Source organism: Gilliamella sp. B2717, from assembly GCF_026536675.1.
Lineage (GTDB): Bacteria > Pseudomonadota > Gammaproteobacteria > Enterobacterales > Orbaceae > Gilliamella > Gilliamella apicola_I.
The window spans coordinates 123,257-138,578 of the sequence record NZ_JAFNNQ010000003.1; the positions used below are offsets into that span (position 1 = coordinate 123,257).

General features: G+C 33.3%; 17 protein-coding genes. 5 read left to right on the plus strand and 12 right to left on the minus strand.

What is annotated here, in order from left to right; genetic code table 11:
* Positions 1-22 precede the first annotated feature (22 nt).
* The 10 genes from J3U35_RS01735 to J3U35_RS01780 form a co-directional block, all read right to left on the minus strand.
* Entirely contained in the window at positions 23-796 is a 774-nt protein-coding gene (locus tag J3U35_RS01735) for an SDR family NAD(P)-dependent oxidoreductase (protein WP_267359136.1), read from the minus strand.
* A 14-nt stretch (positions 797-810) separates the two neighbouring features.
* Positions 811-1,992 carry an MFS transporter gene (locus tag J3U35_RS01740; RefSeq protein WP_267359138.1) on the minus strand — a complete coding sequence of 394 codons (1,182 nt, stop codon included), beginning with the start codon at positions 1,990-1,992 and terminating at the stop codon, positions 811-813.
* A 26-nt stretch (positions 1,993-2,018) separates the two neighbouring features.
* On the minus strand, positions 2,019-3,194 hold the full coding sequence (locus tag J3U35_RS01745; RefSeq protein ID WP_267359140.1) for an acetyl-CoA C-acetyltransferase: 1,176 nt from the start codon (positions 3,192-3,194) through the stop codon (positions 2,019-2,021).
* A gap of 54 nt (positions 3,195-3,248) precedes the next feature.
* On the minus strand, positions 3,249-3,926 hold the full coding sequence (locus tag J3U35_RS01750; RefSeq protein ID WP_267359142.1) for an HAD family hydrolase: 678 nt from the start codon (positions 3,924-3,926) through the stop codon (positions 3,249-3,251).
* Positions 3,907-4,155 (minus strand): tautomerase family protein, encoded by a 249-nt coding sequence (locus J3U35_RS01755; protein WP_267351611.1) that lies wholly within the window; start codon positions 4,153-4,155, stop codon positions 3,907-3,909. Before J3U35_RS01755 ends, J3U35_RS01750 begins: the two co-directional genes overlap by 20 nt.
* A gap of 1 nt (position 4,156) precedes the next feature.
* Positions 4,157-4,987 carry a hypothetical protein gene (locus J3U35_RS01760; protein ID WP_267359144.1) on the minus strand — a complete coding sequence of 277 codons (831 nt, stop codon included), beginning with the start codon at positions 4,985-4,987 and terminating at the stop codon, positions 4,157-4,159.
* 14 nt (positions 4,988-5,001) lie between these two features.
* Complete coding sequence (locus tag J3U35_RS01765; RefSeq protein WP_267351607.1) at positions 5,002-5,751, minus strand: AfsA-related hotdog domain-containing protein; 750 nt, start codon at positions 5,749-5,751, stop codon at positions 5,002-5,004.
* 34 nt (positions 5,752-5,785) lie between these two features.
* The gene (locus J3U35_RS01770; protein WP_267351605.1) at positions 5,786-6,406 is read right to left on the minus strand and encodes a hypothetical protein; all 621 of its coding nucleotides are present in this window, start codon (positions 6,404-6,406) and stop codon (positions 5,786-5,788) included.
* A 508-nt stretch (positions 6,407-6,914) separates the two neighbouring features.
* Positions 6,915-7,820, minus strand: a complete 906-nt coding sequence (locus J3U35_RS01775; RefSeq protein WP_267351603.1) for a DMT family transporter — start codon at positions 7,818-7,820, stop codon at positions 6,915-6,917.
* Between the two features lie 11 nt (positions 7,821-7,831).
* Positions 7,832-8,527, minus strand: a complete 696-nt coding sequence (locus J3U35_RS01780) for an SDR family oxidoreductase (RefSeq protein WP_267359146.1) — start codon at positions 8,525-8,527, stop codon at positions 7,832-7,834.
* 106 nt (positions 8,528-8,633) lie between these two features.
* On the opposite strand from J3U35_RS01780, the gene J3U35_RS01785 reads away from it, so the two are divergent.
* Positions 8,634-9,524 carry a LysR family transcriptional regulator gene (locus J3U35_RS01785; RefSeq protein ID WP_267351599.1) on the plus strand — a complete coding sequence of 297 codons (891 nt, stop codon included), beginning with the start codon at positions 8,634-8,636 and terminating at the stop codon, positions 9,522-9,524.
* A gap of 14 nt (positions 9,525-9,538) precedes the next feature.
* Positions 9,539-10,447 (plus strand): LysR family transcriptional regulator, encoded by a 909-nt coding sequence (locus J3U35_RS01790; RefSeq protein ID WP_267351597.1) that lies wholly within the window; start codon positions 9,539-9,541, stop codon positions 10,445-10,447.
* Positions 10,448-10,714: 267 nt separating this feature from the next.
* On the opposite strand, the gene J3U35_RS01795 is transcribed toward J3U35_RS01790, so the two are convergent.
* Both J3U35_RS01795 and gap read right to left on the minus strand, forming a co-directional pair.
* A complete protein-coding gene (locus J3U35_RS01795; RefSeq protein WP_267351595.1) occupies positions 10,715-11,281 on the minus strand; it encodes a TetR/AcrR family transcriptional regulator in 567 nt (188 codons plus the stop codon).
* A gap of 52 nt (positions 11,282-11,333) precedes the next feature.
* Complete coding sequence (gene gap / locus J3U35_RS01800) at positions 11,334-12,335, minus strand: type I glyceraldehyde-3-phosphate dehydrogenase (RefSeq protein WP_267351765.1); 1,002 nt, start codon at positions 12,333-12,335, stop codon at positions 11,334-11,336.
* 207 nt (positions 12,336-12,542) lie between these two features.
* Between gap and J3U35_RS01805 the strand changes: the two genes are divergently transcribed.
* Genes J3U35_RS01805 through J3U35_RS01815 form a run of 3 tightly spaced genes read left to right on the plus strand, consistent with a single transcriptional unit; the run spans position 12,543 to position 15,309 of the window.
* Complete coding sequence (locus tag J3U35_RS01805) at positions 12,543-13,703, plus strand: LeuA family protein (RefSeq protein ID WP_267359148.1); 1,161 nt, start codon at positions 12,543-12,545, stop codon at positions 13,701-13,703.
* A 3-nt stretch (positions 13,704-13,706) separates the two neighbouring features.
* Positions 13,707-14,288: a cysteine hydrolase family protein gene (locus tag J3U35_RS01810; RefSeq protein ID WP_267359150.1), complete on the plus strand. Its 582-nt coding sequence runs from the start codon at positions 13,707-13,709 to the stop codon at positions 14,286-14,288.
* Between the two features lie 10 nt (positions 14,289-14,298).
* Complete coding sequence (locus tag J3U35_RS01815; RefSeq protein ID WP_267359152.1) at positions 14,299-15,309, plus strand: TauD/TfdA family dioxygenase; 1,011 nt, start codon at positions 14,299-14,301, stop codon at positions 15,307-15,309.
* Positions 15,310-15,322: the final 13 nt, after the last annotated feature.

Consider the following 15,322-nt stretch of genomic DNA (forward strand, 5'->3'; position numbering starts at 1 on the left):
AGGTATTCTCCTTAAAATTGTTTTAATAACCGATTGATGCTCCACCATCAAGATTGATTGAAGCACCGTTGATATAACCAGCTTTTTTACTGAATAAAAATACAATGGCATTGCCTATATCATTGACATCAGTAAATTTGTTTAATGGATTCATTTTTCTGAAATTATCATTTAATGATTCCGCAGTTGTTGAGAAAGATTGTGCGAGTCTGGTTGAGGTTTTGTACCAAGATTCAGATTCGGTAATCCAAGGATTAATGACGTTGATGCGAATTCCATGCTTTCCTAAATACTTTGAAGCAGCTTTTGTAAAGCCTGATAGGGCTGCATTGACGGTACTATTTATAATGAAATCGGGGTTTGGATCGTAACAAAATGTTCCATTAATAATGACAACTTTTCCTTCACGCTTATTGGTTGCCATTAATTTTGTGATCTGTTTGGTCATATTAATTGAGCCCCAAAGTTTACTTTGAAGAGATTCGTCCCAATCATTTTTGGTGGATAAAAAATAATCAATCGGTTCCCCTAGACCTGCAGCATTGACTAATCCGTCAATTGGCGTGTTTGCCCAAATAGACGATAATTTTTCGGCAACTTGATCTTCTTGAGTAATATCGATGATCTGAGTAAGAATATGCTTATTGCTTGTTAACAACTCTAATTCTTGATGCGTAGCGGATAATTTATCTGAATTTCTTCCGACAAGGATAACCTTATAATGATTTTCTAGAAGAACTTTTGCAATCCCTTTGCCAATTGACCCAGTTCCACCCGTTACCATGATAGTTTCCATTTTATTTTTTCCTATTATTTTGTTAATTTGAGACCGAATAGCGCTATCGCTATATTGATGATCGTCAGACTAATACTGGTAATCATTACCCCATTCCAATTAAAGTTCTCATAGAAAATACCTAATACGTAAGTACCAATACTTCCTCCAGCCAAACAAGATAAAAGATATAAAGAAGAAATAGCGCCTCTTGAATTAATCGGTACAATTTGATTAAGTATTGAAATGACTATAGGTTGCAGTCCAAACACAAAAAGAAATAAACAAAAAATACCTATGGCGATAAAAAATAAATTGGTACTAAATCCGATAGTGATAACTGATATGCTGACAAATACAAGGCAAATAATTAATAATCTACCTTTAGTCATAAATTGAGATAATTTGCCTGTGATGATAGTACCAATGACGGCGCTGATTCCTGCAAAGTTTAACCATCCTAATACCGTTGATGAAAGATAAAAAGGCGAGCTTTTTAAATAGAAGGTTAATAATGATGATAATCCAAGGTAAACAAAAAACAGAAGAAAACCAACAAACAGAAAAATAAGTACCGTTTTATTTAGCAGTAACTTAGCCGCGGTGAGATAAGTACTTGCGATACTCATGTTGGAAGTATTGTTGTTCGTGTTTTTTATACCCATTGGAATAAAAAGACAAGCAAAAACAATTAACAATGCATAAATAAAGAAGGCAATTTGCCAAGACCAATAATCAGTCATCATGGCTACTACACTACGACTAAAAATAATACCGACAATAGAGGCGGAAATCATCACTCCCATTGCTTGAGGCAACTTTTCATTAGGTGTATTCTTAGCCGTATAGGCAAATAATGCAGCCGGAACTGATGCTGCAAAAAAACCGATTAATGACATAATGATTAAATAGAGACTGAATGATTCGACGATACCAGATAAACCAAGACAAATAATGGTCCCAATACTCCCAAATACCACTAAAAATCTTGTTGATACTTTATCTGATAATGGACCATAAATAAAAAAGGAAATAGCGTAGAAAAAACAAGATAAGCTAAATATACTTCTTGCATCTAAAATATCAATGTTAAAACTTTTTGAAATTTCCTGAAAAATGAGTTGGCTTATATAAACTGAACCGACCAAAAGCACAATAAGTACGGCAGAAACAAGAATACTTGTAGTTGATTGTTCTTGTTTCTGTATTGATTTCATGCTTGATTCCATAATCTAATTCCTCTTTAATTTCGATGAATACTCATTGCCACCCCTTCACCTCCACCGACACATAATGCAGCAATACCGACATTGAGTTTCTGTGATATTAGTTGATGTATAAGTGTAACCAAGACACGACAACCTGATGCACCAATCGGATGTCCTAATGCAATTGCACCACCGTTAACATTAAGTTTATCGTTAGCTAACGCTAATACTTTTTGGACAGCTAAAGATTGCGAAGCAAATGCTTCATTACATTCAAACAGATCGACATCATCAATAGACATACCTGTTTTCTTCAAACAAGCTTCGATGGCACTAATCGGACCCAGCCCCATAACAGAAGGATTGATACCAGTATTGGCAAAAGCAGATATCGTGACCATAGGTGTTAATCCTAAAGATATTGCTTTTTGTTTACTGCATACTATTACCGCTGCTGCACCATCATTAAGGGATGATGCATTACCGGCAGTGACAACTCCCTCCTTTTTGAAGACAGGTTTTAATGTTGATAATTTCTCCAGCGTTGTTTCTCTCGGTCCTTCATCTTTATCAATCACGACTTCACCTTTTTTCGTGGCTAAAGTTATTGGAATGATTTCATTGACAAAACAATTATTTTTTATTGCATTTAAGGCTTTCTGATGTGAGGACAGTGCAAAAATATCTTGTTCTTCACGAGTAATATGATGACTTTCGGCAACATTTTCAGCTGTTACTCCCATGTGATACTGATGAAAGGCATCGGTTAGTCCGTCATGAACGAGTGTGTCAATTAATGCCGAATTCCCTAAACGGTTACCTTTACGAATTCCTTTAACAGCATGCGCTGCGGTTGACATGCTTTCTTGTCCTCCTGCGATGATCATTTGCGCATCGCCATTTCTAATTGCTTGAACAGCTAAATTGATAGCCACCAAACCCGAACCACAGACTTTATTCACCGTTAATCCCGTTACTTTTTCGGGTAAACCTGCTTTGATCGCTGTTTGTCTTGCTGGATTTTGTCCACAACCAGCGGTTAAAACTTGTCCCATAATGACTTGATCGATTTCGTTAGCAGGAATATTCGATTCTTTTAGCATATTTTTAATGAGCATTGCGCCTAATTCTGTTGCTGGTATGTCAGCAAAACTACCAAGAAATGCTCCAATAGCGGTTCTTTTGGCCGCTACAATTACAATTTCTTCCATATTAAAATTTCTCCAATCTAAATGTTAATTATCTTTAACATTGCTTTTTTTAAATCATAAAACTTGCCAGTTATTTTGTTTGGCAAGTTGTAACATCGTAGGATGATCGCCGACGTAAACAGAATGACCGACACAAGACAACATATTTAAATCAGAAATATCATCTCCATACCCGTAGCTACTGCTTAAATCGATTCCTTGTTCTAAGGCAAATTTTTCGATTGCGGTGGCTTTACCCGCTCCAATAGTTTGTATCCCTGTAATTTCACCTGTCAAAATTCGCTGTTGGTCAACAACCGGATTAACACACAAAATGTCATCGACTTTTAAATATTCAGCAATCGGTTTTAAAAGCGGTAGCATTGACCCAGAAACAAATACTGTTCGTTCGTCTCTAGTTTGATGTTGATGTAAGCGATCAACTGTTTTTTGAATAAAGGCATTCTTGTTGACAACATTTTGCTCAAACCAAATCTTACCGATTGAAAATAGTTCATCCATGCTCATACCCGAAAGTAATTGGTAGTACATGGAATTGAGTTCTTCTCTTGGTCGATTGTTAGCTCTTGCTTGTTTGAATGCGTCATCAAATTGAACTTTGAGATCATGAAGTTTTTTTACTTCAGACAGATATTCAAAAAAATTAAACATACTTTTGATCGTTATAAGTGTTTCATCCACATCAAAAAATGCAGCTATAGCTTGATTTGTATTACTTTTTGTTTGCATCATGCTCAGCGTCCTTACTTATATAAGCCCTGCTTTTGGTTAGAAAGTTAGGATCAGTTCCTATCACGCCTGCATCTGACCACCGTGAAGGGGAAACTTCTTGAAGGCTAATCGAGATTTTATCGATAGGGCAACCTAAAATTTTATGCGTCGCAACTGTTATTTCCTCGAGTAATTTTTTAGCTTTTTCATCATCAGATATCGGCCAGCTGATAATATTGATATGTGGCATGTTATTTCTCCTTAATTGGGGTTGTAATTAAATGGTCAAATAAATCTATTTGACTCAATTTGAGTTGGGCATGGACATCACCTCCTAGTCCAAAATATCCAATTGCACCGCCATAAGACTGTTGTGAACTCATGAACAGCACAATGACGTTGATAATTCGATTACTGTCTTTTTCATGTTTTGGAAAAGGATTGTTCAAAATGGCATAATAGTTAGCAAAACCGTTATTATCAGTCACAAAAACATTAGGAATTCCTAAAGGCCCAGGGCGGGTTAATTCTTGCGGATTAAGATCTTTTTCTCTTAAGCTCATTACGGTGTAAAGGCTATTTGGTATTAAGTTTTTAAAACTAAAATCAAATCGAGCAACGGAACCATCAATGGTTACATCAAGTATTCCTTGCGCTTTTAACCAATCACTCAGTACAATTTTATTGAGTTTTCGAAGTCCGTCATTTTCCCGATAGTCATAGATATAACCATTACTTAATGGAAGACTAGGGCGTTGGATTTGTGAAGCATTAGGGCATTGTTCCGGTGCAAAGACCATTGGATAATTATTTAAAGGTAGCGGAAGCGGTAATGTAAAAAGCTCTATTTCTGCGAGTCTTTTTTCATTTTTTATATCTAATTCTTCAGTAATTGTATAAGCACATGTTTCACCAAATTTGGGTAATTGGCTTTTTGGGGAAACTAACGCCATCCCCCACGAGATGGCATTATTCTCCTTGATTAAATTTCCTACAACGACAAAGTTACCGTGCTTATCAACCACTTCAGAAGGTGGATATAAAGGGCCTTGTGTTGTTGGAATTAATTGGAATTTTGACATAACGCTTTCCTTTTTTATGCCATAAAACTTTTATATTCAGTCAAATATAAAGCCACTGCATCTTTAGCTAACTTTGATTCTTTTTCTAAAAGTTCTTTCGCCGGATATACCACGTAACTGGTCAACATCGTGGCACAAATTTTATTTGCCTGTTTGATTGTTATTTTGGCTTTCAACTTTGACCGATAATTATTTTGGTCTATGTCGAGAAGTTCAAAATGAATGATGGCTGGTAAAGGAAATAAAAAGTTTTCAAAATTGACATTCATTTCATTGATGACAAAATAGGTGTCTTTTTTATTTTCTTTTGCGAGAAAAAATTCTTCTGTTATTGCAATAAAAGTTTGTCTGAAAGCTTCAGTAATAATCATTCCCTGTACATGACTACCAGTTTGATGATCACCCATAAGCATATTTCTTTCATCAAGAATAAAAGGTAATTCAAAATTAGATTGATCCAATTTTTTTGCTTGACCGATTAGCACGTTATAAGTGTTGTGTTGATGAGTATAAATATTCGGTGCAAAATTATTACCATAAAATGAAAATAATGAACTCAAATCCAAATGTTCAGGGCTATTGTTGCTAATGTTAAATTTACTTATTTCATCATTTTTACACCCCAATCCAGGAAATAAATGATTTTTAATGTTAAAAACTTTTGCAGGCATTTGTGCCATTATGGCAAGTTGGCTTAACGTAATCGTTCCATCAAGTTTTGCAAATTCATTGAATTTATCGCCAACAACAACTAATTTATTCAAAATGATTCTCCTTATAATTAATAGTGGAAATCTATTAACCACCTAATTTTCTATAGATTTTTGTATAAAGTCCTTCTTTACCACCGGTGATGTAGCTGTCTCCTGCTTGTGCAACAATCGTTTTGTAATGCTCATCTGTAAATGGTTTTATGTAATCTTCAATAGCTCCGTTAAAGCATGAGATAAACATTACGCCAGGAATTTGGCTAATGAGTGAATGATAAGCATCAAAAGAAGTGATTTTGTCAGCGTTACTTTTAACAACATTGAAAATAGTTTCGTTGCGCCATTTTAAATAAGCGTTATAGGCTGTAGGTAATACTTCGACATGACGAAGTTGAACAAAATTTGTTTGAGGAATGACAGTAACGGAACGGATAGGACTTTCAACATAAAAAAGTAATTCACGCTTAATATCGCCGCACAGATAGTTAGCATATTCGGTAAAATCCTGTGCAAAACTTTTTTCGTAATCTGCTAATTCATTTAACGAGCCTAACGCGATAAATTCAATCAATTCTTCTTTATCATCAGAAATATAAAAACTATGTTTGTTGATAAGATCTTTAGATTTGGTTAAAGCGAATGTTTCAATTTCCTGTCCTTTTTCTTTTTTTACAGGATATCGGTTTATTAATAAATATTGTGATGGCATTTTTTATTTCCTCTTTCTGATATACAAAAGTGATCATTAGTTGTACAACTGTTGAAAGACTAAACGGAAATAACAAAATACAAAAATACTTATTTTGTGATATGAAATTGATATCAAAGAGAATATTTTCTGTGTTAAGTCGATTGAATTTGATTGGAATTATTAAACTTTAACTTGATGATTTAATTGATAATTAAATGTTTTTCTTAATATGATTTCGTGATGATGGTTAGAAATTTAGAATGAAAGGCAGAGCGCTATACACAAATCATTCATGAGAGTGTGTTTTGATATTGACGCAAGGATTTGAATAACTAAATTCCATTTGTCTGATCTAAAAAGATGGGTATTGAGTTTTATTATGATTAATCTGTTATCGCCATATTATTGTATTGTGATACTCTGAATTGCCATGACAAAACTCGCTAATAAAGATATTTGTTCAATAATGTGGTCAGTTGCCACACTATTAAATCAGTTTGTGAATATATTTATTACATCGTTTTGATTAATCCTTTTTCATAACAGTTTTATACGCACCTGTTGCACCTATAACGCCACCAATCACCATGAAAGCACCGATTAACTGTAAAGCAGTTGGTATCAAGCCATTTATAAAAGCCAATAATAGAGTAAAAACGGGGACTAAATTGAAAAATACAGACGTTTTTGCCGCACCAAGATTTTTTATACCGACGTTCCAAAATAAATAAGCCAGTACTGAACCAATTATTCCCATGTAAATAAGTATTAAGTGATGACACAATGAAATATTAATGATTGCATTCACTAAATTACCCTGAAATATTGTAAATAGAACAATGCCTACTGTACCTATTAACATGGTAAAACTTGTGGTTTGTAGTGGTGTTGAGTTGCTGATAAATTTACGACATCCGACAGTATAGATTGCCCAGGCTAAATTACCCAATAAAATGATTAAATCACCACGGTTAAAATGCAACTTGATAATATTATTAATATCGCCATTACTGATAACAAAAATCACACCAACCAAACTTATTAACATGCCAATTACTTGTGACCATAACACTCGATATTTATCAACAATTGACGCAATTAACGTTGTTGTGATAGGTGACGTTGCCATGATAAGTGCACCATTAATCGGAGATGTTGTTTGTAATCCCATAAAGAAAGCCAAATTGAATCCGGTGATACCACATAAACCAAGAAGAGTATACGGTTTCCAATTTGATTTAAATGCAATGATATTATTTTTATCTTTAATAAGCATAAAAATAAAAATGGCAATAGCAGCGATAATAAAACGTTCAGATGCAGCTGTAAGAGGGGTGACAGATGCCACAACAATCGAGCCCGCATTAAAATTAGAACCCCAAAAAAAGGCAGATAAAGTGACAAGTAAAAAAGCTAATTTATTGTTTTTCATTTTAATCTTCCTTATTTCCATAAAAAAGCATCTAACGTTATTGATGACACTAATAACTCTTTCGGCGTATTAATTAAAAACATGATTATTTCAGCAACATTACTTGGTTTAAGCATGCGAGATTTTTGTTCATCGTTAAAACTTATATATTTTTCCATATGTTCTCTAAAATCAGTGTCAACTTTATCCAAAACAAGATTGGAAACTTTAATACCTATAGGCTTGCAATATTCTTTTAATCCTTCACTAAGACCTTGTACTGCATGTTTAGACACTGAATAAGAATACATATCTTTACTTCCTTTTAATCCCCATATTGATGAAATATTAATTATGTGAGGATTTTGACTTTTTTTCAAAAAAGGAAGTATTCCACGGGTTAAGAAAAAATATCCACTTACATTGACGTTAAGTGTATTTACCCACTCTGTATCTGTTGTTGTGAAAGGATCGTTAAAATATGATACTCCAGCGACATTTATTAAAACATCTATGGTTCCCAAATGTATTCCAGCTTCTAAAATTGCATTCTTAATTAGTAGTGGATCTGTCAAATCAAGTTTGTAAGTAAATAAACTTTCTGAATTAAGCTCGTTTATTTTTTTCTCTGACAGATAAGTAGCAAAAACTTTGTGCCCTTGTGATAAAGCAATGCTTACCACTTGATGACCAATTCCACTTTCTGTACCAGTAACAAATATATTCATGAATATTTTTCCTCTTAAAATAAAAAATTATAAATAAACTATTTTTCATTCTATTTAGAATTCATTTATAGTACTATGATCAAAATAACAACATTAAATTCCAAAAATGAAATTATCAATCGATGACTTACTCATATTTGTTAATGTAATTAAAGAAGGTAGTATCGTTAAAGCGTCAACTAAGCTTTCAATACCATCTCCGACAATCAGTAGGCGCTTAACTCAGTTAGAAGAAGCTATTGGTGGTCTTTTGATGTTCAGAAGCAGTAGAAAAATAACGCTGACGACATTGGGACAAATGTATATTGCTAAATTTACCAATTTAGTAGAGGAGTTTGTCGAAACAGCTGAAAATTTAAATGATTATTATAAAAAATTATCGGGCACAATTAAAATAACAGCACCAATAAGCCTGACACATCAATGGTTTGGTAAGTGTATTTTTTCTTTTATGAAAAAATACCCGGATATAAAAATAGATTTGATGGCAACTAATAAAGTTGTCGATTTGGCTGATTTGAATATTGATATTGCTATCCGAGTAGGAGATCTAACCGATAGCAGTTGGGTAGCTAAAAGAATCTTATTATCCAAAAATATATTGTGTACCTCTAAAGAATATTTAGAACGAATTGGTGGTTGTGCTCATCCAATTGATTTATTGGATAAAAATTTAATCAATATTAATCATAATTTAACTTGGTCACTGACCAATAAAACCCAAAATGAGTATTATGAAGTGAGGTCAATCCCATGTTTAGTCATGGATGATACGGAACTGATCATTGAGGCTGCAAAAGAAGGAATGGGAATTTGCTTTGTCCCATCTCAATTTGTCAAAAATAGTATATTAAAGGGGGAGTTGATACAAATATTACCAGATTGGATTGGCAGCACTAGACCTATTTATTTAATATTTAAGGATAGAAATTACATGCCTAATAGAGTAAGAATTTTCAAAGAACATATTGAAAATTATGTGGATTTAAATGTATAGAGGTTTAAGGCATAGTGGATATTTATAGTAAAAGATTACCTACTATAAAGCAGTTGCAGTATTTCGTAGCAGTTTGTGAAGAACGTAGTTTTAGAGGAGCGGCTGAAAAGTTAGGCGTAAGCCAACCACCGCTTTCAATTCAAATCAGGGATTTAGAAGAAAAGTTAAAGGTCACCCTTTTTTTGAGAAATTCCCATAATGTGGTTTTAACTAAAGAAGGAGAAGATCTTAAATCAAAAGCAACACGATTATTAAATGATCTTTGTTCCATAACCAAATCGATCAAATCGAGAGAAGTGAAAAAAGTAGTGCTAGGGACAACTAAAACACTTTGTTTTGACTTTATTCCTTACTTTAGATTATTTTTGTCGGATTTTAGCGAAGAAACCGAAATTTATAAACACAACTACACATCCAAAGAGCTGTTGTTAGAGCTACAAAAAGAAAATATTGATTTTGCTTTTGTTTCTGATTATCAAATGAGAGATATCAACGAAAATTCGCTATTAGTCTATAAAGAACCGATGATTTTAGTTTTACCTACTAGTCACCCCTGTAGTAAGCAAGAAAGAGTAGATCTTGATGATGTGACCGATTTACCACTCTTTTGGTTTAAACAATACTTAAATCCTGTTTTTTATGAACAGTGTGAACGAGTATTTAAAACGCTCAAACTTCCAATTGTACGGCGTGCAGAACTACAAGATAATTTATCTATGTTACTTGAAGTATCGTTAGGTAAAGGAATGATGCTATTGCCTCAGTCAATGACACAAGCAAAAGTTGAGGGAGTTGCATATAAAAAATTAATTAGGAGTCAAGATTTAAAATTAAAAATCGATATTTTTCTAATTTGGCGAAAAAACTTAAGAAAAAATTCCACCACTGACGCAATAATTAATTATTTTAAAAAATCAGAATAAAAGTACATAAAAAAATAAAAAGATCTGATTTTAATTGAAAAAATGATGTAAGTGCTGGATTAAATAAAAGTGCTAACTTTATATCTTTATATTTATTTCATTAAATTTTTATCTGAATTTTTAGCATTAAATTTTTCCTGCGATTTTTTTCTAAACCCCAGAGACGACATCAGTTCAATTTTTTAGTGGAAACAATCATATTGTCCACGACTAGTAATAAATGGAGTTGATAAAAACAAGTAAAAAAACAGGATTGTAAAACTTATGTTATGGCGTAAATATCTTCAATAATGTATTAATAGTTAGATGGAAATAGGAATCATCTTGCAATCCTTTTGCAGAAATATACGCACCTTGCAAAGCAGACATTAAGAGCGTTGCTGCTTCTAATGGTGCAAGAATATTAGAAATGCTACCCTCAGCAATCCCAATTTTTATAAGACTTTCTAGCGTTTTTTTCATAGACTCAAATCCACGATTAACCTCTGACGCTAACTTTTTGTTTTCCATAATAGCTCTATCTCGAGCCATTTGACCAACTACACATCCTCTATCTATGTTACGAGCTCTTAATAGCAGATCTGAAAGTTTATTATATGCATTTTTATCTGTATTTAGCACTGAAGCATTAAAACTTATTAGTTGATCTACGTTATATTTTATTGCATATAGGGACAGATCCTCTTTACCATTAAAATAATGGTAAAGGCTACCTTGACCGACTTCAGCACGAGTTAAAATATCTCTTGGGCTAGTAGCAGCTAGACCTTTTTCTAATAGAAGATCAGCCATAGCTTTAATTAGTTTATCTTTGGAATTTTGTTTATTATTCATTTTCACCATAAAAATCATACCATCAGTCGATAGTATGATTTTAATTAATTATTTATTTAATCTGTAAAATAGTATCCACTAAACGGTTTGAAAACCCCCATTCATTGTCATACCAACTAACAACTTTGAGTAGTTTTCCATCAATAACCTTAGTGAGTTTAGAGTCAAAAATAGATGAAGCTGAATTTTTAATAACATCTGATGATACAATTTCATCTTCTGTATAAACGAGAATACCATCTATTTTTTTAGAGCTGGTTGCTTGTTTAATGGTATCATTTACTAGTTGTTCTGTCACTTCTTTCTCTAGATTTAGAGTTAGATCTATCATTGATCCTGTAATTACCGGAACCCGTACAGAACTACCATCTAATTTTCCATTCAACTCAGGGATGACAATACCAATTGATTGCGCAGCACCTGTTGATGTAGGAACAATATTTTGAGCAGCACTACGCGCTCGCCTCATATCACGGTGTGGAGCATCCTGTAGATTTTGATCTTGTGTATAAGCATGAATAGTTGTCATAAATCCCGATTTAATACCAAAATGCTCATGTAATACTTTAACTAACGGAGCTAAACAGTTTGTAGTACATGAGGCATTTGAAATAATGTGATGTTCATCTTTATTATACATGTGGTTGTTAACACCTTGAACAATAGTCAAATCAACATTTGATGCAGGCGCAGAGATGAGAACTTTTTTAGCCCCGGCTTTGATATGGGCTTGAGCTTTTTTTCCATCGTTAAAGACACCTGTTGATTCTAGTACTATATCGATCTTGTGTTTCGCCCATGGGAGATTTTCAGGATTACGCTCTTGATATACCACAATCTCATGACCATCAATCACCAAGCAACCTTTTTTTACTTCGACACTTTTAGCAAAACGTCCAAAAGCCGTATCATATTTTAAAAGATGTGCTAGTTGTTCAATCGAACCTAAATCATTGATCGCAACAATTTTGATATTATGCGAACTCTCATACAACGCACGCATAAAACTACGCCCAATACGACCAAAACCATTAATAGCTACATTTATCATAATTATCTCCGTTTATGTTTATATTACTTTTAATAAATACATATTAGTATGTATATTATGTAATAATACACCACGACATTTTAAAAGCAACAATTAGTTAAATTATTGTAAATATTAAAATATATTATTTTGTTTTATTTGTGTACAAGTTATTGTTTGTGTGATTTAATACATACCAGTATGTATGTTATTTTAAAAAAAGAGGGTAAAATGAGAAAAATATCTATACTGGATACAACGTTAAGAGATGGGGAACAAGCGCCACAAAATGCGATGAATCCAAAACAAAAACTTAATTTAGCTTTAGAGTTAGAGGCCTTGGGAGTTAATCATATTGAAACGGGGTTTCCTGCTTCATCTAAATTTGATTTTGAAGCTACAAAGTTGATTAGTCAGGAATTAACTTTATCAGGGATTGCAACATTTTCTCGAACGTTGGAAAAAGATGTACAACTTGCGTTTGATGCAGCTGGTAGAAGTAAAAACCATACTATTCAGATCGTGGCTACAGGTAGTGATATTCACTTAAGGAATAAACGTAATATTACTCGCGCACAATCTATTGATGAAATGATGAATACCGTTCGTTTTGTTTATCAAAATAGTGATTGTCGTATTTCTGTTGGTATTGAAGATGCTAGTCGTGCTAATTATGATTTTATGAAAGAAATGGCTCATGCCGCAGTAGATGCTGGTGCTAATCAGATTATTTTAGCTGATACCACTGGATTCTCTTCCCCCTTCGAATTTGGAAATCTTATCCGGTTTATTAAATCAGAAGTGGGGGAAAATATCAGTGTTTCAACTCATTGTCATAATGACTTGGGTCTTGCATTAGCGAATACTCTTGCTGGTATTGAAGCTGGTGCTGATGAAGTGCAGGTAACGCTAGGCGGTATCGGAGAACGAGCTGGAAACGCATCTTTAGAAACCGTTGCCTCAACGTTATTTTTTAAACGCGATATTTATCATGTTTATACCGATATCATATTAAGTAAACTATATAATGTATACCAATTGCTTTGTAGCACTATTTTTATGGATACAGCTCGAAATCAACCCATTTTTGGACCTTATGTATTTGGTACTGCTGCGGGAATACACCAACATGGTATTCTCGCTGATCCAAACACCTATGAGTTTGTTAAACCAAATATTTTTAATCGCCAACGTGAATTATTTGTTTCACGCCATTCAGGTAAGTCGATAATAAAACATTTACTCGATAAAAAGGGTATTGCAGCTAAGCCTAAGTTACTTGATGATCTTTATGAGAACTGTATTAATAATCGATTCGAAAATACTTGTTTAACGCTTTCTGAATTAGAAATAAAAGTTGAGAGCTTTGTTTCTCAATACAGCAGGGACTAAATGATGACTAAAAAAGCTGTATTGGTTCTGGATGTTATTAATGAACTTGTTCATCCAGAAGGTAGTGTTGGACATGATGGGTTTTATGAGCAATCAAAAGAACGCAATATCATTAAAAATATTACAAGAGTATTAGATTTAGCAAGAAAATATAACATGACGATCATTTACGTAGTTTTTGGTTTTAGTAAAAATTATGCTGAGTGGTTACCTAACTCTAAACTATTTAAACATGTTAAAGGGCAAGAACAAGCAATCTTAGGCAGTTGGGCAACACAAATTTGTGATGAACTTTTGCCAAAAGAAGGAGAGTCAGTTATTACCAAGCATCAAATTGATCCATTTTTAAATACCAATTTAGATATGTTGCTTCGCCTGAATAATATTGAGGAAGTTATTTTAACAGGTGTTTCATCAGAGTTTGTAGTCCTTTCAACAGCGCTTTCTGCGCATGACAGAAATTATAATGTGCAAGTCCTTGAAGATTGTATTGCTTCATCGGATAAACATAGCCATGAATGTGCCGTCCACATTATTAGCAAAATTGCAAATATTGTTACCATTAATGAATTAACTTTTAAATAGGGAAATATGCATGAAATTAAATTTTACATTTGCACAGAGTGAAAAAGAACAGCTTGATCAACTTTTAACATTAAATACAAATAATCCCTATAGTGATTATCCTGCATTTAAGAAATATATTTCCACAATTATTGCTAAAGGTGTTGTGCCAGAAAGCTTGATATATGCCTGCAATGCAATCATAACTGATCGTACAGAGAAAGGTAATCATGTTCATATCTTGGGTAATTGCCCAATAGAGCATGAATTACCTGAGCTTAATTTAGATAATCCAACAGAACATAAATATCTAGCCAAAAATACATTCATTAGTGAAGGTTTCATGGAACTCATATCCCAACTTCTAAGCGCCCCTTTATTTTCATATCAAAGCCGTAATAATGGTGATTATTTTACCGATCTAGTTTCTTTCAATAAATTCAAAGGTAAAAAAACAGGTTTTACCGATGGTGACTTAATTTATCACTGCGATCGTTCTTATCATATGGTAAGAGCTGATTATGTATCTTTGTTAGGTTTACGTGTTAACGAATCTGAGCTTATTTATACTAACTACATCGATGCTAAAGAGTTAAAAAAACATTTGAGCGAAAAAACCATCTCAATATTATCTCAAAAAATATTTCAAACGGATGTCGATGACCGTTCTCGAGAAAGTAACAAAAATTGGCATAGTTCCACTATACATGCAATTTTACTTGAAAAAGATGAAATTCGTTATCAAGACACATTCACACGCCCTCAAGATCCTAATGATATTAGAGCAATTAAAGCTCTGCTGGAACTAAAAGATGCAATGAGTCAATCTGAAAAATTACGTCATATGATTAAAAAAGGAGAAATGTTAATTTTTGGTAATCAAACAGGCATCCATAATCGAGAGTGGATAGATGTCAACGATCCAGAACAAGGACGTAAACGTTGGTTACTAAAAACTTATAGTTTTTCTGATACGTCTAAAGTTCATGAATATTCAAACTGGGCAACAGTGAACGATCCAACTTGCTTTATCGATAATTGAGGTAAGGATAAAT